Raw genomic sequence first — 20,185 nt, 5'->3', positions numbered from 1 at the left:
TCCGTGCCCTCACGATGATGACGATCGGCGAGCACCAGGTGTGACACAGCGGGGCGGAAGGGGTCGGGGTGGAGGGCGGATCGGGTGCGCCGCAGCGCGCGACGGCCGCCGCCCTGGCGCGCATCGCCGAGGCGCGCACGGCAGTGCTCGTCGAGGGGATCAGCGACCAGGCGGCGCTGGAGGCGCTCGCCGAGCGTCAGGGCCGCGACCTCGACGCCGAGGGTGTCGTGATCGTGCCGTGCGGCGGCGCGCACGCGATGCCCCACCACCTCAGGACCCTGGGTCCGCGCGGCGCCGCGCTGCACCTCGTCGGGCTCTGCGACGAGGCCGAGGAGGACTACCTCCGCCGCCACCTGGCGCGGGCCGGCCTCGGCAGGCCACGCGACCGTGACGACCTGGCCGCGCTGGGGTTCTTCGTCTGCGTGCGGGACCTCGAGGACGAGGTGATCCGCGCCGCGGGCCACGACCTCGCCGAGTCCGTCCTCGCCGCGCACGGCGACCTCACGTCGTTCCGCACCCTGCAGCAGCAGCCCGACTGGCGCGCCCGCGACTTCGCCGCGCAGCTGCGCCGCTTCCTCGGTGCGGGCTCGCACCGCAAGACCCGGTACGCCGGGTGGCTGGTGGAGGCCCTGCCGGTGGACGCGGTGCCGGCGCCCCTCGTCGCGGTCCTCGACCGCACGCGATGACGAGGGCCACCGCGTGGCTCAGGCGCGCTCGCCACCGGAGCGGCGTACGACCTGGGCGAGGACGGCGGGCTCCGCACGGAAGGTGATGCCCGCGACCCTGCCCCCGGCGACCGCGAAGTCGAAGACGACCTTGGCCTCGCCGCGGAGGTACCACGCCGCCGCCGGCCGGTCGCCGACGAAGACCGCGAGCGCCGAGTGGGCGCTGCCGTTGAAGAAGGCCGCGACCTCGCCCTGACCCTCGATCGAGGCCGGCGTGCCGCTGAGCACCGCCGCCTCGTCGGCCCCGACGACGGCGTCCGGGGCGAGCAGCTGGAGCAGCCGCTCGAAGTCGCCCTCGCGGGCGGCCGCCATGAACGCGTCGACGACCTCCCAGTCCGCGAGCGTGTCCTGGGCCGCCGGCTGCGCGACCTTGGCCCTCGCGCGGGAGGCGAGCTTGCGCGCCGCGGCGGGAGTGGTGTCGAGGACGGCGGCGATCGTGCCGAACTCGAAGCCGAAGCTGTCGTGCAGCACGAAGGCCACCCGCTCGCGCGGCGACAGCCGGTCGATCACCGCCTGCAGTGCGATGCCCACCGTGTCGGCGAGCGCCACGTCGTCGGCCGGGTCGGGCGCGGTCCCCGCGAGCTCCACCTCCTCGACCGGCACCGGCGTCCGCGACCGGAGACGGTCCAGGCACAACCGGGTGGTCACCGTCGTCAGCCAGGCCGGCAGGTTGTCGATCTCGGTCGCGTCCCGCGACACCGCGCGGTCCAGCCGCAGCCAGGCCTGCTGGACCACGTCCTCGGCCTCCGCATGGTCGGCCAGCACCCGCGTCGCGATGCCCAGCAGTCGCGGCCGTTCGGCCTCGAAGATCTCCGTCTGGTCCATGGGCCCACCCTCTCCACGGTCATTGTTCCCACACCACTGACGAACGAGCGCGCCGATCTGTGACCAGGACTCACGCACACTGGATCCATGGACGGCTCCTGGCGCCGCGGCGCCGCCGCACTGGCGACCCTGCCCCTGCTCGCTGCCTGCTCGGGGACGCCCGATCCTCCCGAGCCGACGCGGGCCCCTTCGGCACCGTCACCGACTCCCTCGTCGACCGCGTCCGCGAGCCCCTCGGACGCACCGTCGCAGGAGCCGACCGACGAGCCCAGCGCGGACCCCACCGAGGACGCGCCACCCCCGATCTCGGTGGCCGCCCTGGCCGCGGCGGACCTCACCGGCGGCGGCCTCCGGCTCGGCACGGTGCGCGAGCGCACGGCCGACTACACGTCGTACGACGTCACCTTCGCCTCGACGACCGCCGGCGCGGGCACGGCACCGCTGCGGATCAGCGGCGTGCTCAACGTGCCGACCGGGCGTGGACCGTTCCCCGCGGTGGTGCTCGCCCACGGCTACATCGACCCGGCCCACTACGTCCGCGGCCAGGGCATGACCCGCGAGCGCGGGTTCCTCGCCCAGCGCGGCTACGTCGCACTCCACGTCGACTACCGCAACCACGCCGAGTCGGGCGACGACCCGCGGGTCGAGCAGGCCGTGCGCCTCGGCTACTCCGCGGACGTCATCGCCGCCGCGCGGGCACTGAGCGGCTCGCGCGACGTCGCGGTGGACCCGGACCGGGTGGCGCTGTTCGGGCGCTCGATGGGTGGCGGCGTGATGATCAAGGCGCTGGCCGCCGAGCCGGGACTCTTCGCCGCCGGCGTCGGGTGGGCGTCGGTGTCGAGCCTCGAGGCCGAGAACTTCGACCAGTTCCAGCGCCCCGACGCCCCGCTCGCCGAGCTGCGGGCGTCCTTCCGGGGACGGCACGGCCTGCCGGGGGAGGACCCGGAGTTCTGGCGCGGGGTGTCCGCCCGCCCCGCCTTCGGCGACATCGGCGAGCCGGTGCTGCTCGTCCACGGACGCTTCGACGACACCTGCCCGCCGCCGTGGACCCGCGCCAGCCAGCGCGCGCTCACCGCGGCCGGCGTCGACTCGACCCTGGAGTGGTACGACGACGGGCACGCGTTCGGTCCCACCTTCGTCGCGGCGATGGACCGCACGGTGCGCTTCCTGCGGGCCCGCATGCCCGCGTGATCCGGGAGCGCCCCGGGCCCGCCCGACGTCCCATCCCCATGCACCCGCGCGCGTCCGCCGTCGTCACGACCGCCGTCCTCGTCCTGCTCGTCGCGGGCTGCGCCGACGGCGGCGGCAGCACCACGGCGGAGGACCCGGAGGGGGACACCCCGCGCTCGTCGAGCCCGACAACGTCCTCCCCACCCCCGACGCCGCCCCCGACCACTCCCCCGAGCGACGGGCTGCAGAAGCTCCGCGTCGTCGGCGAGGTGGTGCAGGTCGGTGACTGCGTGGTGGTGGAGGACGACAACGCGACGACCTGGACGATCGTCGGCGAGCCGGCGACCGGGCTCGTGCTCGGCGACCGCGTGCAGGTCACCGGCGCGCCGGACCTGACGGCCCTGGGCTGCGGTGGCCCGGTCGTGCGCGCGAGCCGGGTCACCGTCGTGACCTGAGCCCCGAACGGACGACGGCGGGGCCGGGAGCACCAAGCTCCCGGCCCCGCCGTCGTGCGGTGTGTCAGCGGTGACGGGTCACTGCACCCGGACCTGCATGCTCGTGCCGCTCTGCGAGAGCACCCGGATCGAGACGCCGGCCCCGGCCACCTTCACCCCGACACGGGGCAGGCCCGCGTCGACGAACGGCTGGAAGTAGCGGTTGGGGTCGCTGTCGTCGAACAGCGGGTTCGCCGGCCGACCACGGACGTAGCTCCGCTGTCCGCCGGCCGTCAGGTAGAACGAGTCGGACGTCTGCAGGCCGAACGGTGCGTCGTAGGTCTGGATGCGACCGCGCCACGGCACGCCCTGCAGGTTGTAGTGGGCCTGCGGGTTGGCATCGACCGGGAGCACCAGGCCGCCACCGGGGTGCTGGCTGGTGTTGTTGTCGGAGTACGACGAGTCCCAGTAGTTCACCAGGAGGCCGTCCTGGTAGGGGAACTTCTCCACGAAGTCCGGCCGGTCCGCGAAGCTGAAGTTGTAGGGACCGGTCTGGAGGTACTTGTCGTAGGAGACGTAGGCACGGTTGCTGGCCAGGTAGAACTGGTCGTAGGCCGTGTCGTAGCTCGCCCCGACCGAGCGGAAGCCGTCGAGGGTCCACCCGTTGGGCGAGGTCTCGGCGCCGTCGGCGAAGACCGTGGTCGTGCCGTTGGTGACGCGGATGTCGTCCACCAGCAGGCCCGACCAGCCCAGGTCGGGGTCCTGTCCCTGCACGGCACCGTCGGTGACGTAGCGGGCACGGAACCCGATGGTCTGGCCGGCGTACGCCGACAGGTCGAAGGTCGCGTCGACGTAGCCGTCGCTCACGCCGTCGAGGCCGGCCTCGGCGACGGGGTCGTTGGCGGGGTCGGCGTCCCCATCGGTGTCCGGGTCGATCGACGCGGTGTCGATCGGCGTCCACGTGCCGGTGCCGGCCGGGGACTGGACCTCGAAGAAGCCGTAGTCGTAGTCCTCCTCGATGTTCCACGCCGCCTTCAGCGACAGCGTGGTCGTCCCGGCCGGGACGGCCAGGTCGGTGCGCGCCATCGAGGCCGCGTAGCTGTTGCCGGAGCCGCTGAACCACTGCTTGGTCCCCTCGGGAGGCGTCGGCAGGGTCGTGCTGACCTGCTTGTCCGGGAGGACGACGGCCACACCTTGCGCCTTGGCGGAGTTGTACTCGTGGGGGCCGAGGTCGATGGTGCGGTCCTGGCCCGCGACGACGGTCTCGTAGTCGAGCCAGCCGAGCTGGAGCTTGTCCCAGACGCCCAGGTCGGCGGCACGGGTGCCGATGCCCTGGTCACCCGCGGCGGAGACGCGGCTCTGCGCCATCAGCGTCCACCAGCTCACCGGGTTGTCGCCCGAGGCGGCCGTGTCGTAGTGGTCGGGCAGGCCGAGGTCGTGGCCGTACTCGTGGGCCACCACCGAGATGCCGCCGTTCTCGGGCTGCACGGTGTAGTCGGCCACCCAGATGCCGGTGTTGCCGATCTGCGTGCCGCCGTCGAGGTTGCCCGCGGGGCCCTGGCTGCCGACCCGGTCCTGGAACGCCTTCCAGCGGTGGCTCCAGATGGCGTCCTCGCCGTAGGTCGGGTCGCCGTCGGCCTGGTCGCCACCCGAGTGGATGATCTGGAACCGGTCGATGTAGCCGTCCGGCTCGTCGAAGTTGCCGTCACCGTCGAAGTCGTTGCGGTCGCGGATGTCGTACTGCGACACGATCCGCTTGATCTGGGCGTCGGTCTTGCCGGCGGCCCTCTGGTCGGCGACCCACTGGGTCATGCCGTCCTCGACCAGCGCCCACGTGTTGCTGCAGACGTTGCTCGCGCAGGGGTAGCCGTCGCTGCGCCCGTAGCGGGCCTCGTTGTAGGGGACGGTGGTGAAGTCGGTGACCATGCCCTCGACGCTGTAGCGACCCGAGGACTGGCGCTCGTAGTAGCTCTTCAGGGAGTCGGCGAGCTCGCCGTCACCGAAGTAGAGGTCCTGGTAGTACTTCTTGGTGTACTTCTTGCGCCACTGGGTCGAGTTGTCGTCGGGACCGGGCTGCGGGATCTCGTTGAACCCCGGTCCCTCGAAGGTGACCGGACCCGGGATGGCCGGTGCCGTGTCCCGGTCGGGGTAGTTGGGGTGGCGCTGGTTGCCGAAGTCGACGAGGAACACGAAGACCTTGTCGGTGCGCTCGTTGCTGAGCTCGACGTACTGGTCCTCGGTGGTCCGGCCCTTGCGGCGCGCGTTGCCGCGCGTTGGCGCGGCCGGCTTCTTGCCGAGCTTGAGGACGCTGTTGCCGTTGATGGTCTGCGGTGACGCCTCACCGCTGAGCACGTCGGCCCAGGCCTGCTGGCGCAGTGCCGACTGCTTCTCGGCCTCCGGGTTGGGCAGGACGTGGTCGGAGTTCGTCGCGTGCGCTTCACCCGCGTGGGGGTCCGCCGCGGGGGCGGCGACGGCCGGGGCGAGGCTGAGCGCCCCTGCTCCGGTGATCAGGGCCAAGGACAGCCCGAGGGTCGTGGATCTCACGAGGTTCTTCCTTTCCGAGAGGCAGGAAGGCGGGCTGGATCGGCCACGACGACTCCCTGCCCTCCGGACCCTAGGTCGCGGGACCCGCGTTGAACAGCCCCTCGATGAGGGAAACGGCCATGCGGGTCGCAGGTCGTGCGGGTCGCAGGTCGTCCGGGTCACCGAGCGTCGAGGTCAGCCGGGCTGGGCCTCGAGCTGCTGCGTCGGTGCGGCGGCGTACGCAGCTGAGAGGCGACGGTAGGGGGCGGAGGCGAGCGCGACCAGGACGGTCACCAGCATGATCGCTCCCGCGGCCAGGAAGACCAGGGCGACGCCGCGCGCCTCGCCCTCGCCGACCAGCCAGCCCCACGTCGATCGACCCTCGGCGGACTCCATGTAGGGGATCAGCCAGAACTCCGCGATCGGCCCGATCATGAAGGCCGAGATCGGGCTCGCGGCCAGCTCGACACTCTGGGCGAAGCCGAAGACCCGGCCCTGCGTGCGGAACGGGACCACCCGCTGGAGGATCGTCTGCTCGGCCGCCTCCGCGGCCGGGATGATCGCCATGAAGGCGAAGATGCCGACGACGTAGAGCCACGCCCACTCGCGCAGGGTGAAGGCCATGCCGAGCACCGCGATGCCGAGGTTGACCAGCAGGAGGGTGCGCACGGGATTGGCGCCGAGGCCGAACCTGGCCACCAGCCCGCCGCCCACGACGAAGCCGAGCCCGGTGACGCCCAGGACGATGCCCCAGGCCTCGACGCTGAACAGCGTCAGGCCGTAGGGGTCCATCAGGGCGATGTAGACGCCGCTGACCAGGTTGTTGAAGGTCGAGAAGAGGATGAGCGCCACCAGTCCCGGCACGAGCCGGATGGCGGCGACGGCGCCTCGCACGTCGAAGCGGGAGCCGCCCTCCTCCGCCTCGGGGTCGAGCTCGGGGATGGAGATCGGCACGAGGTGGAGCAGGGACACCCCCGTCAGCGCGATCGCGACGGCCAGCGTCCAGCCCATGCCGAGCAGGCCGACGCTGAGGCCGCTGAACACGCTGGTGATCATGAAGGCGATGCCCTGCACGGTGCCGACCAGCCCGTTGGCCTTGTCGCGTCCGTCCTCGGGCACCAGCAGGGTGACGGTCGTGGAGAGCGCGATGTTGCGCAGGATCTCGACGACACCGCCGACGAGGATCACCGCCGCGAAGAGCCAGACCCACGGGCTGCCCCAGTCGGCCAGCCGGTCCTCGCCGAGGAGCAGCCACAGGCCACCCGAGGCCGCGTAGGTGACCAGCGTGACGGTCGAGGACACGACCATCACGTGCTTCTTGCGGTGGTGGTCGACGAGTGTGCCGAAGAAGGTGCCGAAGACGGCGCTGAACAGCATGAAGCCGCCACCGATGATCGCGGTCGCCATCACCGAGCGGGTCTCGAGGTAGGCCCAGAAGGTCAGCGCGAACCAGAGGTAGCTCGACGTGACGTTGGCGACCAGGGTGTTGCCGAGCACCTGCCGGAACGCGCGCAGGGTCTCCGGGCCGCGGGTCACCCCGGGCGGCAGGTGCGCCTCGACCTGCGCTGCGGCGGGGTCCGCAGGGACCGGGTCCAGCTCGTCCATGGGCACGCGACGACCCTAGGCGGAGTCACCGACTTCCCGCTTCCTACTTTCGCTGCTGCTGGCACGAGCCGTGATCGGGGAGGCTCATGGCGAGGGAGCGTTCCCCGCCCCGGGGTGAGGTCACGCCGGGATGGCGGTGCGTGGCCTGCCAGATCACGGCTGCGATCACCAGCACCCCACCAGCGATCTGCGTGGGCGACAGGACCTGTGAGAGAAGCGTGACGGCGAGTACCGCGGTGACGACGGGCTCGAGTGTCGAGAGGACGGCGGTGCGGGTGGGTCCCAGCAGCTGCATGCCGGAGAAGAAGGTGACGATGGCGATGACCGTGCAGACCACGGCGATCATTGCAGTGGCGACCCAGCCGGGCGCCGACTCTGGCAGCTGGATCTCACGACCCCGAGCGGCGCCGGCCAGGACGGCTGTGGCGCAGACCGTCGCGGCGGCCGTGCACACGGTGAGCGCGACCACGAGGGGGTGGGCGCCCTGGATCACCCGGCTGCCAACGGTGATGTAGACCGAGTAGATGAACGCTGCCCCGACCGCCAGGGCGATCCCCTTGGGCTCCCCGGTCCCCGCTCCGACGACAAGGCTGGTGCCGGCCAGGGACAGGACCAGCGCGGCAACTGTCGACGGTGCGAGTCGCTCGTGGAGGAACACGGCGGCCAGAGCGGCGACGAGTGCGGGATACAGGTAGAGCAGCAGCGCCACCGTGCTGGCGTCGGCGTGCTGCAGCGCACTGAAGTAGCAGTACGACTGACCGACGTAGCCGATCCCACCCATGGCGGCGAGCGCCGCGATCCGGCGCGGTGACGGCAGCTCGATCCGGCGGACGCGGACGATGATGAGCAGAAGCAGGGCGGCGATGCCGAACCGGAGCATCAGTAGAGGCCAGGTGCCTGCGCCATCCTCCTGTGCCCAGACCCCGAGAATCGCCATCGACCCGAACGCGACCGCCGAGGTCGTGACGAGAACTGCCCCGACCAGGTTTCGGGCAACGCGGACGTCCTGCACGGGGTCAAGATATCGGCCCCGCGCGGCCGGCCTCCGACGGTTGCCCAGCTGGCTGAGAAGCCGCTCGTCAATTCGCACGCCCGCGCCTACACCGCCGTACGCGACCGCTCAGGCGCCGACCCGTGCCCCCGGCTCGTGAAGGATCAGGCGGAGCGCCGTCGGGTTCCAGCCGTTGCAGGGATTGCGCGACTGCGGGCAGTTCGAGATCGCCACCAGCACGTCCATGTCCGCCAGGAGATCGATGTAGTCGCCGGGCTTGCTCGGGCACTCCTCGATCGCGGTCGCACCCTCTGGCGACACCGTGACGTTCATGAAGATGTTGAAGTTGTAGGGGATCTCGGCCTCGGGAACGCCGTAGGGAGCGAGCGCCTTCTCGAAGTTTCCGCGGCAACTGGCCGTACCACGAACGCCGTAACGGAACTCGTTGGTGGCGGCGCTGCAGCCGCCGCTGATCACGTCGTGGACTCCGACCGTGTCCTCGATGATGGTCATCATCTTCTCGGCCCGTGTTGAGTACAGGTGGTGCCCGGTCTTGAGGAAGATCGTCTGGTTGAGCAGCTGCGTGTTCGGCGGAGAGAACTTGTCGGTGTAGTCCGCACTGTTGAGGCACAGCAGGTCCGGCACTTGCTGGCCCTCGATATCGACGATGCGCAGCACTTGGCCCGCGGCCATCTCGAACGCGGTGCCCTGCTTCGCAGGGAGCACCTCGTCGAACACGATGGACGAGCCAGTCAGGGCTTCAGTGGGAATCAACGCAATCTCCTGTCGTCAATGTTCATCGGCATACATGCATACGGACCCGCACACCTGGCGAAGACGAGAGATCTGCCGGCCCCGCCGCGGCGGGGCATCTGTTCGGCGCGATCTGCACTCCGGCCTTCTAAGCCTCCGGTCTTCGTCCTCAGGCGGGCCTACTCCGGTGCGGGCTCCCAGTCCGGTGCCCACCCTGTCTCGCGCGCGGTCGTGGCCCACAGCGGGTCGGTCCCCACATCAGGGTCTTCCTCCCGTGCTTGCCTTCGCGCCCATCCGGTCGTTTCTGGACGCTTCCAGGGGAGGACGCGATGACACGTTGGGTTGTCGCCTTGAAGTGTCATCTCGGCCTCGATCCGGTTGCGTCGATTGGGGCGCTGCGATCACGGGCGGTCGGCGCCACCTCGCGGGCGCCGACCGGTGGGCTCGACGGGCCCGGTTTCGGCCAGCACCTCCAGGCACCGCGGACACGGGTTCTTGACCCTGCTGGTGAACGGCACCTCCCACAGTCGGTGCCAGCTCGTGGCGTAGGCCCCGCACGCTGTCACGGTGGTTCCCATCTGTTTGGCGTGTGCCAAGGAGGCGGCCTCTCGCGTGAACCCCTCGTCCTCCGTGCGGACGACGAACTGGCATGCGGTGAACCAGTAGGTCGTCGGCTTCTCACTCGCCGAGAGGGGTGGTGCGGCCATCGTCGACACAGGTGTCCTCCCATGATCCCGTGGAGCGTTTCTCTGGATGCGTCGACGCACTCTGCCCGCAACCGCCGAAGACCGCACTAGCGAGCCGCGTTCGCTCCGGCGATCTTCCCGAAGACGGAACCGTTCGTCAGTCCCGATCCACCCGGGTAGTTGAAGTAGAAGACGCCGCCGACGATCTCGCCTGCTGCGTACAGGTTGGGGATGACACGCTGGTCCGTGTCCAGCACCTGGGCGTCGGGATTGATGCGCAGGCCCCCGAACGTGAAGGTGATGCCGCAGGTGACCGCGTAGGCCTCGAACGGCCCGTCCTCGATGGTGTTGGCCCAGTTGGTCTTGTTGACCGCCAGACCCGTGGTCCCACGTCCGTCCTTGACGTTCGGGTCGAAGGCGACGTCCTGGTCGATGGCTGCGTTGTATGCGCGGATCTCGGCGAGGAAGCCTTCGGGGTCCACGCCGTCCATCTTCTTGGCGAGCTCCTCGAGGGTGTTCGCGGTGACCTTGGTGACCTGCTTGATGCGGTACTCGTCGCGCAGCAGGTGGCTGACCTTGCTGTCGAAGACCTGCCAGGCGAACTGGCCGGGCTGCTCAAGCACCCGGCGTCCGTACTTGGCGTAGGTGTAGTTGCGGAAGTCTGCGCCCTCATCGACGAATCGCTTGCCCTCGGCGTTGATCATCACCGACCACGGGTAGCTGTGCTTCTGGAAGTGGTCACCGACGGCCATGTCGCCGAACTCCGGCGCGTTGAGCTCCCAGCTGACGGCATGGCAGCCGGACCAGTTGCCCGCGGGGCTGGCGCCGATACGCAGTGCCATGTCGTGACCGTCGCCGGTGTTGAACTGGGTGCCGCGCACCTTGGCCAGGTCCCAGTTCGGGCCCAGGTACTGGGTCCGCCAGGCGGTGTTCGCCTGGAAGCCGCCGCTGGCGAGGATCACCGCGTCTGCGTGCTCCTCCCGGGTGACGCCGTTCTGCCGCACCGTGACCCCGGTCACGCCCTGGTCACCTGCGACGAGCGAGAGCACGCGTGCGCCGTACTCGACCTGCACGCCGGCATTGGCGGCGGCCTTGGTGAGTGCGTCGACCAGGCCGGGGCCTCCGCCGGACACCTCGACGGTCAGACCGCCCCAGAACTTGAAGCGGCCGTCGATCTTGAAGGCCTGGCGACCATAGATGGGCACGAACCGCACGCCCTGCTTGTTCATCCACTGCAGCGTCGGCAGGCTCTCGTCGGCCAGGACGCTGGCGAGCTCAGGGTCGGTCCGGTACTCGGTGACGCGTGCGATGTCGTCGAAGAAGTCCGACGCGGGGTAGCTGCCGAAGTCGGTGGTGGCCAGCTCGTCCTCGGTCAGCTCGGGCATCAAGGTGAGCAGGTCGTCGACTCCCTCGTACGCCACGCGCATCGCGCCCGCGGTGAAGGCGGTGTTGCCGCCCTTCAGGTCGCCGTCGGCGCGCTCGAGCACCACAACGTCTGCTCCGTTCTCACGGGCAGAAAGAGCCGCACACAGGGCTGCGTTGCCCCCGCCTACGACAATGACTCGCTTCGACATTTTGCCGCCTCTCGTATCGTCTGAATACAACTGTATGCAGAGACGGCGGTCGAGCACAAGCCGTTGCAGCCATGAATTTCGTGCGTGTCAGCGCCGGCGCGGATGACGAGGGTCTTCGCGCGTGGTTGCGTTGTCCGCACTTGCATGCTGATGGATGCTTCCGTTCACACGCGAGAGCGGCGCCCCCGTGCCGCCCCAGCGAAGCGCCACGATCTCGGCGCCGATGCTCATCGCCGTCTCGGCCGCGGTGCGTCCGCGCAGGTCCAGACCGATGGGCGAGCGCAAACGTGCGAGCTCAGCGGCGGTCACACCGGCTTCGCGCAGCCTGGACAATCGGTCCTCGTGCGCCTGACGCGACCCCATCGCCCCCACGTAGCCCACCTCGGGCAGGCGAAGGGCCACCTCGAGGAGTGGTACGTCGAACTTCGGGTCGTGAGTCAAGACCGTGAGTGCCGTGCGCGCGTCGAGACGCCCGGCGTCTCGCTCGGCCGCCAGGTAGCGGTGCGGCCAGTCCACCACGACCCGATCGGCGTCGGGGAACCGTTCGGAGGTGGCGAAGATCGGACGGGCATCGCACAAGGTGACGTCGTAGCCGAGGAAGCGCCCGGCTGTCGTCATCGACTTGGCGAAGTCGATGGCGCCGAACACGATCAGCCGCGGAGCCGGGGCGAAGGAGCAGACGAACACGCGGCATCCGTGCTCGAGGCGTTGTCCTTCTGGACCGTATTCGATGACGCTGTCCTGGCCAGCCGACAGAAGGCCCAGTCCGTCGTCGAGGACTGCGCGGTTGAGCCGTTCGCTACCCAGGTCGCCTGTGGAGGTCCCACCCGTGGAGTGGGGCTGGGCGGGTCGCAGGACGAGCCGTCGCCCGATGCGCGTCGGGTCGGGATGCTCGATGATGGTGGCCAGCGCTACGGGGCGACCCGCCTTCACGTCGTCGACGAACTGGTCGAAGTCCGCGAAGGTGGCCTGATCGATGGCGGTGATGAGGATCGCGAGCTCACCGCCGCAGGTCAGCCCGACGGAGAAGGCGTCGTCGTCGGAGACCCCGAACCAGTGCAGTGCCCCCTCTCGGGTCTCTCGCACCGCCGCAGCGAGGTCGTAGACAGTGCCTTCCACGCACCCCCCGGACACCGAGCCCGCCACGGTGCCGTCTGGTCCGACGAGCATGGTTGCTCCAGGCGGCTGGGGAGCCGAGCGGAACGTGTCGACGACCGTTCCGGCGCCGACTACTTCCCCGGCCGACCACCAGGCGAGCAACTCGTCGAGGACCTCACGCATCGTGCAGCCCTGTCAGCGCCTTCGAGCCGCAGCGACTCGCCTGACGGGGTTGCGCGACGTGCGGCGTCGGATGACACCGTCCGCGCCGGCAGCGCGCAGGGCGTCGTCGTCCGCGCGCGACGTGCTGGGTCCCGCAACCAGCGGCGACTCGAGGCCGGCTCGCCGGACCTCCTCGACGGCCAGGCACATCCACGTCGTCGCCTCTGCGGAGGTGATGGCACCGGTGTCAGCGACGATGCCGTGCACGACGCCGGTCTGGGCCACTCGAGCCACCGACATCAGCGACCACGGCGTCGTCGCGACGACGAGCACCGGGCGGCCGGTGTGCAGGGCGAGCGCTGAACCGAGCCGAGCAAGCACGGAGACGTCGGCGACAGCAGGTCCCATCGGCGTCAGCGCGATGGCTGCGGCCCCGTCCAGGCTTGCGCGCGTGGCGTCGCGCCAGAAGGCGGGCACGTCCTCGGCCCTGCCCAGGCGTGCCTCGATCACATATGCCGGCGCAGGTGCGACGTCGGCTCCGCGGACACCGGAGCGCATGGCTTCGTGAGTGACCCACACGGGTTCGGTGCCCGCGGACTTCTCCGCCAGGTCCGCACGGGAGTCGACGTGGGTGAAGTGCCGGCTGCGGCGCAACAGACCGAGCAGGGCGTGCAGCAGCGGCATGGGGTCGACCATGTCGACCGGGGCCACGACGACCGGCTCGGGGCGGGCAACGACTCCGGGCGCGACCGCAGCCGCCACGGGTCCCGCAAGACCCTGCGGACCACCCTCGGCCTCGGGGGCACCGACCGGCGCGGGCGTCTCGGGCGCCGTGACGTGACCCTGTTCGGCCGCGGCCACGCGAAGGTCGGTCATGCGTCGGGAGAACTCGTCGACGAAGCCCTCAGTGATCTGGTCGGCCTTCTTCAGCATGACGGCCTGTCCGAACTGGCCGAGCTTGCCCGAGATGGTGAACTCGGTGTGTACGACCAGCAGTGACGCGGCATCGCCGCTCTCCTCGACAGCGAGGTCCATGCGGCCGACGACCTCGCCGCCGACTCGTCGGTCCGAACCCTTCATCTGCAGCACCGCGCGGCGTGCGTCGGCGTCTTGTTCGGTGATGCTGACGGTCCCCTCGAGATTCACCTTGACCGGCCCCACCTTGACGATGAAGTTGCCGGCGTAGACGCCATCTCCTTCGTCGCGAATGCCAGACGCGCCGGGAAGGCACTCGCCGACGAACGGGATGTCGACGACACGCTTGAACGTCTCGGCAGCCGCGGCGTCGATGACGATCCGCCTGTCTACGATCATTCTTTCTCTCCTGCTTCAGTTGCTCGGGGCGCAGTGTCGCGTGCGTTCGCGAGGGCGCGCGAGATCAGGTTTCGAGTCATCTCGGTGCGGTACCAACCGCTTCCGCGTACGTCCTCGATGGGGTCCAGGGCATCGGCGTACGCCTGGGCGATGTGGGCGATGCGGGCGTCGTCGAGCACGTGACCGACGGCCTCCTTCTCGACCTCGCGCAACCGCAGCGGGACTTCCGCGGCTGCGCCGACGCTGACTCGCACGTCCGCGCAGGAACCATCGACGCCGACGTGGACCAACACGGCCACGCCGACACACGGGCGGTCCTCTGCCGACCTGGAGGAGTACTTCAGGTACGAGGTGTAGGCGGCCGGGTCCGTCACGGGAACGTGAAGGTGGGAGATGACCTCGTCGGCTTCGAGGCTGGTCTCGTAGAAGCCGACGAACAAGTCCGAGGCGGCGATCTCACGGGTTCCACCCGGACCGACCACCGTGACCCATCCGTCGAGGAGCACCACGGGTGCCGGCGGATCGGAGGCGTAGTCGGCCTCGGCGAGGACGCCACCCACGGTCGCGGCTGCGCGGATGCGCGGGTTGCCGACGACGGCGAAGGACTGCGCCAGGACGCGCGCGTGCTCCCGCACGACCTCGGACCGGTCGACATCGGCGTGCTTGACGAGCGCGCCGAGGGTCACCACCCCCTCAGTGACGGTGATCTGGTCGAGGTCGGCGATCCTGCTCAACGACACGAGCGCCTCGGGGTCAACAAGCTTCTGACCCATGAGCAGCGACAGGGCGGTCGCCCCCGCAACGACCTTGGCCTGCCCGTCGTAGTCCGCGAGGATCTCGCAGGCATCGCTCAGCGTTCGGGGGAAGAAGATGGGCGGTGAGGTCACTGGTCTCCGCCTGCCTTCGCGTCCCCCGGGACGAGCTCATCGGCGATGGATCCGGCGACAGAAGCACCGGAGGACTCACGTGCCGCCGCTTCCTCAGCCGCGGACTCCGCGGTCGACTCCAGGGCGGCGGACTCCTCGGTGACTGACTCCCCGGCCACGAACTCCAGCGCCGCGGCCATGATCTGCGTGTAGCTGCCGCACCGGCACACCTGACCGCTGAAGGCGTCGCGAACGTCCTTCTCAGTGGGGCGAGGGTTCCTGAGCAGGAGTGCCTCGAGGGCGAGGATGAACCCCGAGGTGCAGTACGAGCACTGGAACGCACGGTGACGCAAGAACGCATCCTGGACCGGCGAGAGGTCGTCTTCGCCGCCGTCGAGGCCCTCGATGGTGGTGATCTCGGCGTCGGCGCACAGGCCGGCCAGGGTCAGGCAGCTGTTGACGGCCGCGCCATCGCGCAGCACGGTGCAGGCACCGCAGATTCCCACACCGCAGCCGCTTCGAGCGCCGTGCAGACGCAGCTCGTCCCGCAGGACTTCCAGCAGGGGCTGCGTGGGGCGGGCTGTGACCTTGCGCTGGTGCCCGTTCACGTTCAAGGTGAGCTGGACGTCGCCGTCCTCGTCGGGCAGAAGGACCAGGGTGTCCTCGTCGTTGCTCATGCCACACCGCCTTCTGCTCCGGTCGTTGATGGAGCCGGTGCCTTCACGTCCTGCAATGCCCGGTAGACACGTTCGGAGGTGAGAGGCAGGGAGGTCACGCGCACTCCGGTGGCCCGGTAGACGGCGTTGCTCATCGCGGGGGCGATGGGCGGCAGCGCCGGTTCGCCGAGGCCGTGCGGCTCCGCACGCTCAGGGTCCTCAACCAGGTCGAAGGTGCGCTCAGGTGGTAGGTCCTCCAAGGTGGGGACCATGTAGTCAGCGAGGCTTCCGTTGACCAGCTGCCCGTCGGCGTAGACCAGCTCCTCGAACAACGCGTTTCCGACGCCGAACAGCAGGCAACCTTCGCACTGATGCTGGGCGCCGAGCGGGTCGATGACCTTTCCGGCGAACACGGCTCCGTGGTAGCGCTCGAGGGTGACACGTCCGGTGGCGAGGTCCACCGCGACTTGCGCGGCGCCGATGGACTGGTGCCAGTGCGCAGAACCGATGCCTTGACCCGTGAACGGGTCCAGTCCGCCGGAGGTGGTGAAGGTGCCCTCCCCCAGCACGTCCCCGCTCATCGTGCGTCGGATCACGTCGCCCATGTTCATGCGGGTGTCGGGCACTCCCCGGACCTGAACCGCGCCCTGGTCGAACTCGATCTCCTCGACAGGTGCCTCGAGCAGGCCTGCGGCGAGGTGGCGGATCTTGTCGATGAGGTCCTCGGAGGCACGACCCAGGGCTTCGCCCATGGAGAACGCGGATCGGCTGGCGGTGGTCTGCTGGTCGTAGGGGGTCAGGTCGGTGTCGACGTAGGAGACCTGCACGTCGTCCGTGGACACACCGAGGTGCTCGGCGACGTTGTAGGCCAGCGCGGACCGGATCCCTTGACCCATCTCCACCGAGCTGGTCAACACCACGACGCTGCCGTCGTCGTTGACGCGCACCGCCGCAGCGGACGTCGAGGGGGTGATGGTCCCCTCGATGACCGCGCTGACGCCCCAGGCGCGCACGACGTCGCCGTCACGTTCCACGGCGGGACCTTGGCCCCACCCGATCTTCTCGGCGACGGTGTCGAGCATGTCGACGAAGTTGAGGTGATCGAGCTGTTCGCCGGTGCAGAAGGTGTCTCCGTCGACGAGCAGGTTGCGGCGACGCAGCTCGACGGCGTCGATGCCGAGATGCTCGGCGATGGTGTCCATCTGGTTCTCATACGCCCAGGCGGCCTGATTGATGGCGAAGCCTCGGTACGCGCCCGCCGGCGGGGTGTTCGTCAAGACCGCGTGAGCGTTGATGCGCACGTTCGGGATCCGGTACGGGCCGTTGAGGCCGTAGCCGGCGAACATCACCTTGCGGGGGCTGATCGTGGCGTAGGCGCCCGCGTTGTAGTACGCGGTGGCCTCACGAGCGACGATGTCGCCCTGATCGGTGACGCCGGTGCGCAGGCGGACCTTCATGGCGTGCTTGGTCATCGTGACGAACTCTTCGTCGCGGCGAAGGTGCATGCGCACCGGTGCGCGGCAGATCTTCGACATGAGCACGGCGACGGGCTCGATGGCGGCGTAGGCCTTGGCGCCGAACCCCCCGCCGACTGCGGGCACGATGACACGGACCCTGCTCAAGGTGGTGCGCAGCAGCAAGGCCAGCTGGCGGCGGACGATGTGCGGGGTCTGGGTGTTGGTCCACACGGTGACGCCGTCGGGGCGCCAATCGGCCACCACGGCATGCGTCTCCAAGGGGACGGCCCCCACGGCGGGGCTGTCGTACCACTCGTCGAAGACGTGGTCGGCCTGTTCGAAACCGGCCTCGACGTCTCCTCGCTCGACGGTGAAGGTGTTGCAGATGTTGCGTTCATGATCCGAGCGCAAGGTGATGTCCACGAACATCGGGTCGCGCTCAGGCACCTCGGTGAACAGCCTGGGCGCCTGACCGCTGCACGCCTCGATGGCGTCGAAGACCGCGGGCATCGCCTCGTAGGTCACCTCGACCAGCTCCGCGGCCAGGGCGGCAGCGCGGGCCGTCTCGGCCACGACGGCCACGACCGGTTCGCCGACGTAGCGCACGACGTCGTGGGCGAGGACCGACTGGTCGGTGAGCACGGGACCGAACCGCGACCCCACGTCGTCCATCGCGAGCAGGTCCTGGCCGGTCACCACGGCTCGGACGCCAGGCGCGGCGGATGCCCTCGAGGTGTCGACCCCCAGGATCCGCGCATGTGGCAGCGTCGAGCGCACGACCTGGCAGTGCAGCATGCCGGGCAGGTCGTGGTTGATGACGTACGGCGTACGGCCCGTCACCCGGTCTCGCGCGTCGAGCACGGTGTTACCTCCAACCCTCGATGGTGTGTGCGGGTGGTTCAGACGGCGGCAGAGCCGAAGCCGAGGCCTTCCATGAGCACGCTCGGGTCGTTGCGGGCCTGCTCGGTGGAGATGGTCTGGACGAACTGGCCGCGCACCATCACGTTGAGCTCGTCGACCATGTCGAGGGCGAAGCGCAGCTTCTGCTCGACGACCAGGACCGCAGTGCCACGTCGGCGGAGCTCATGGACGACGTCGACGACCAACGCGAGGTGGTGCTGGTCGAGGCCCTCGCTGGGCTCGTCCATGAGCACGAGGTCGCCGTTGCCGACCAGCGCACGGCCCAGGGCGAGCATCTGCTGCTGACCGCCGCTCATCTGACCGGCCGGCTGGGACCAGCGGTCACGCAGGATCGGGAGACGGTCGCAGACCTCGTCGACGGTCCACCCCCCAGACCCGCGGTCGACGTGCGAGACGCGCAGGTTCTCCCCCACGCTCAGGGAACCGAACACGCGCCGGCCCTGGGGCACCAGGGTGATGCCGGCGGCTGCCACCTTCTCCGGGGCCGCGCCGGTGAGGTCCTTGCCGTTGAACACCACGCGTCCGCGGCGGGCGCGCACGATGCCCATGATCGTGTAGACCAACGTGCTCTTGCCCATGCCGTTGCGGCCGATCACGCCGATGTGTTCTCCGGGGCCGATGCTCAGCGACGTGTCGTGGAGCACCTGGCTGTCGCCGTAGTAGGTGTCGAGTCCCTCGCACTCAAGCAACGTCATCGTGTTCTCCCAGGTAGGTCTCGATGACAGCACGCGACTTGCGGATCTGTGCGGGGCTGCCCTCTTCGAGGATGGCTCCTGCTGCCAGGACAGTCACGTGGCCGCAGAGTCGGAATGCGATGTCCATGTCGTGCTCGATGACGAGCAGGGCAAGGTCGGTGGGCAGGGCGTCGACGACCTGGGCCAGGATCTCGGCGTCTCGCCGGGACAGGCCGGCGGTCGGTTCGTCGAGCAGGAGGACCTTGGGGTTGCTGGCCAGCGCCATCACGATCTCGAGGACCCGCTGCTGCCCGTAGGCGAGCTCGGCGACGGTGGTGCTGCGCCGGTCCCACAGCTCCCAGGTGCGCAGGAGCTCCTCGGCGCGGGCCTTCACGCCGGGGATGCGGGTCAGCGGGCTCCAGAACTTGTTGCGGTCCAGTCCGCGCACCGCAGCCAACGCCAGGTGCACGTTCTCACGCACCGTGAGGTCGGCGAACAGATTGGTGATCTGGTAGGTGCGAGCCAGCCCCTTGCGGGCGCGCTGGTGCGGCTTGAGGGCGCCGACTGATTCGCCGAAGAGCTCGACGCTGCCGGCGGTGGGCTTGATGTGCCCGTCCAGGACGTTGAACAGCGTCGTCTTCCCGGCGCCGTTGGGACCGATCAGTGCGCGTCGTTCGCCGCTGTCGACGGTGAGGTCGATCCCGTCCAGGACCCTCAGGCCCCCGAAATGGACCTTGATGTCACGGGCTGCGATGGCGGGTGCGGCGCTCATGAGACTGCCTCACGTTCGGTAGGTCGGGCGTGGTCTTCCAGGGGGGCCGGTTCGTCGCCCGGCGGTTTGCGGCCTCGTCCGATGCCGAGGATGCCGTTGGGCAGGACCAGGATGGTCAGGATGTAGAAGATGCCCAAGATGGTGGTGTACCGCTCGGTGTACTCCTGGAAGAACGCCTCGATGGCGACGATCACTGCGACGCCGACGAACGGGCCCAGGAAGTAGCGTGAGCCGCCCACGATCGCGGCCAGGAGGACCGTTGCGCTCAGGGTCCACTCGAGGCCGTCGGTGCCGACGAACCCTCGCTGCAGGGCGTACAGCGCGCCGAGGAACGAACATGCCAGGCCGGAGACGACGAAGGCAGCGGCCTTGTAGATGCCGGGGTTGTACCCGAGGCTGCCCATACGGCTCTCGCTCTCGCGCAGTCCGACGATCGCGCGTCCCACCGGGGACACCATGAACAACCACAGCAGGGCCATCACGGCGACGCAGACAATGACGGCGAACTGGTGGAACTGCTGGCGAGAGGCGATCTCGAAGGGCAGGACGTCCCGGAAGGCTCCGCTGATGCCCATGTCGCCGCCCGTGATGCGGGCGTTCTGGAACACCAGTCCGTAGATCGCCTGTCCGACGGCGAGCGTCATGAGCAGCAGGTAGATGCCGTTGACGCGCTGGCACAAGATGCCCAGCACGAGTCCAAGCCCGGCACCCACGACGACCACGCCGAGGAGGATGGTGCCCAGGCCCCAGTCCCATCGGGTCACGCCGAGACCCATCATGTATCCGCCGAGGCCGAAGAATGCTGCGTGGCCCAGAGAGGGCATGCCGCCGAAGCCGAAGACGATGTTGAACGCGACGGCGAACGCTCCGATGATCACGATGCGCGTCACGATGGACATGTAGTACAGCGGGACGAAGAACGGCGCCAGGAACAGGGCCGCGAAAAGCACCGCGAGCCCGAGCACGGTGAGTGCCGTTC

17 protein-coding genes are annotated in these 20,185 nt (G+C 69.5%); 3 read left to right on the top strand and 14 right to left on the bottom strand.

Annotated elements, in window-relative coordinates; translation table 11 throughout:
• Positions 1-68 precede the first annotated feature (68 nt).
• Complete coding sequence (locus JWN97_RS17255; protein ID WP_297625479.1) at positions 69-686, top strand: ATP-dependent endonuclease; 618 nt, start codon at positions 69-71, stop codon at positions 684-686.
• 18 nt (positions 687-704) lie between these two features.
• Here the strand turns inward: JWN97_RS17255 and JWN97_RS17250 are convergent, their stop codons facing one another.
• Complete coding sequence (locus JWN97_RS17250; protein ID WP_297625476.1) at positions 705-1,550, bottom strand: sigma-70 family RNA polymerase sigma factor; 846 nt, start codon at positions 1,548-1,550, stop codon at positions 705-707.
• A gap of 87 nt (positions 1,551-1,637) precedes the next feature.
• Here JWN97_RS17250 and JWN97_RS17245 point away from each other — a divergent pair, with 87 nt between their 5' ends.
• A complete protein-coding gene (locus JWN97_RS17245) occupies positions 1,638-2,741 on the top strand; it encodes a prolyl oligopeptidase family serine peptidase (RefSeq protein WP_297625474.1) in 1,104 nt (367 codons plus the stop codon).
• Between the two features lie 38 nt (positions 2,742-2,779).
• Entirely contained in the window at positions 2,780-3,175 is a 396-nt protein-coding gene (locus JWN97_RS17240) for a hypothetical protein (RefSeq protein WP_297625472.1), read from the top strand.
• A 78-nt stretch (positions 3,176-3,253) separates the two neighbouring features.
• On the opposite strand, the gene JWN97_RS17235 is transcribed toward JWN97_RS17240, so the two are convergent.
• The 13 genes from JWN97_RS17235 to JWN97_RS17175 all read right to left on the bottom strand — a co-directional run bounded on the left by JWN97_RS17235 (position 3,254) and on the right by JWN97_RS17175 (position 20,171).
• Positions 3,254-5,698: an immune inhibitor A domain-containing protein gene (locus JWN97_RS17235; protein ID WP_297625470.1), complete on the bottom strand. Its 2,445-nt coding sequence runs from the start codon at positions 5,696-5,698 to the stop codon at positions 3,254-3,256.
• A gap of 174 nt (positions 5,699-5,872) precedes the next feature.
• Complete coding sequence (locus tag JWN97_RS17230) at positions 5,873-7,282, bottom strand: MFS transporter (RefSeq protein WP_297625619.1); 1,410 nt, start codon at positions 7,280-7,282, stop codon at positions 5,873-5,875.
• 43 nt (positions 7,283-7,325) lie between these two features.
• On the bottom strand, positions 7,326-8,294 hold the full coding sequence (locus JWN97_RS17225) for a DMT family transporter (RefSeq protein ID WP_297625466.1): 969 nt from the start codon (positions 8,292-8,294) through the stop codon (positions 7,326-7,328).
• Positions 8,295-8,402: 108 nt separating this feature from the next.
• Positions 8,403-9,047, bottom strand: a complete 645-nt coding sequence (locus tag JWN97_RS17220) for an urea carboxylase-associated family protein (RefSeq protein ID WP_297625463.1) — start codon at positions 9,045-9,047, stop codon at positions 8,403-8,405.
• A gap of 772 nt (positions 9,048-9,819) precedes the next feature.
• Complete coding sequence (tcuA, locus tag JWN97_RS17215; protein ID WP_297625460.1) at positions 9,820-11,286, bottom strand: FAD-dependent tricarballylate dehydrogenase TcuA; 1,467 nt, start codon at positions 11,284-11,286, stop codon at positions 9,820-9,822.
• An 87-nt stretch (positions 11,287-11,373) separates the two neighbouring features.
• Positions 11,374-12,567 carry an XdhC/CoxI family protein gene (locus JWN97_RS17210; protein ID WP_297625457.1) on the bottom strand — a complete coding sequence of 398 codons (1,194 nt, stop codon included), beginning with the start codon at positions 12,565-12,567 and terminating at the stop codon, positions 11,374-11,376.
• A 12-nt stretch (positions 12,568-12,579) separates the two neighbouring features.
• The gene (locus tag JWN97_RS17205; RefSeq protein ID WP_297625454.1) at positions 12,580-13,860 is read right to left on the bottom strand and encodes an SRPBCC domain-containing protein; all 1,281 of its coding nucleotides are present in this window, start codon (positions 13,858-13,860) and stop codon (positions 12,580-12,582) included.
• Complete coding sequence (locus tag JWN97_RS17200) at positions 13,857-14,747, bottom strand: FAD binding domain-containing protein (protein ID WP_297625451.1); 891 nt, start codon at positions 14,745-14,747, stop codon at positions 13,857-13,859. Before JWN97_RS17200 ends, JWN97_RS17205 begins: the two co-directional genes overlap by 4 nt.
• Positions 14,744-15,403: a (2Fe-2S)-binding protein gene (locus JWN97_RS17195; RefSeq protein WP_297625449.1), complete on the bottom strand. Its 660-nt coding sequence runs from the start codon at positions 15,401-15,403 to the stop codon at positions 14,744-14,746. Before JWN97_RS17195 ends, JWN97_RS17200 begins: the two co-directional genes overlap by 4 nt.
• Positions 15,400-17,700, bottom strand: coding sequence for a xanthine dehydrogenase family protein molybdopterin-binding subunit (locus JWN97_RS17190; RefSeq protein ID WP_297625446.1), 2,301 nt, complete (start codon positions 17,698-17,700; stop codon positions 15,400-15,402). Before JWN97_RS17190 ends, JWN97_RS17195 begins: the two co-directional genes overlap by 4 nt.
• A gap of 38 nt (positions 17,701-17,738) precedes the next feature.
• Positions 17,739-18,455 carry an ABC transporter ATP-binding protein gene (locus JWN97_RS17185; protein ID WP_297625442.1) on the bottom strand — a complete coding sequence of 239 codons (717 nt, stop codon included), beginning with the start codon at positions 18,453-18,455 and terminating at the stop codon, positions 17,739-17,741.
• Positions 18,442-19,206 carry an ABC transporter ATP-binding protein gene (locus tag JWN97_RS17180; RefSeq protein WP_297625439.1) on the bottom strand — a complete coding sequence of 255 codons (765 nt, stop codon included), beginning with the start codon at positions 19,204-19,206 and terminating at the stop codon, positions 18,442-18,444. The genes JWN97_RS17185 and JWN97_RS17180 overlap by 14 nt, the downstream gene beginning before the upstream one ends.
• Positions 19,203-20,171: a branched-chain amino acid ABC transporter permease gene (locus JWN97_RS17175; protein ID WP_297625436.1), complete on the bottom strand. Its 969-nt coding sequence runs from the start codon at positions 20,169-20,171 to the stop codon at positions 19,203-19,205. Before JWN97_RS17175 ends, JWN97_RS17180 begins: the two co-directional genes overlap by 4 nt.
• Positions 20,172-20,185: the final 14 nt, after the last annotated feature.

Origin of the sequence: Nocardioides sp., assembly GCF_025965415.1 — a bacterium.
In the GTDB taxonomy this organism is placed as follows: Bacteria; Actinomycetota; Actinomycetes; order Propionibacteriales; family Nocardioidaceae; genus Nocardioides.
Note: the sequence above shows the minus strand (reverse complement) of the source record. Positions and strands in the feature narration are given on the sequence as shown.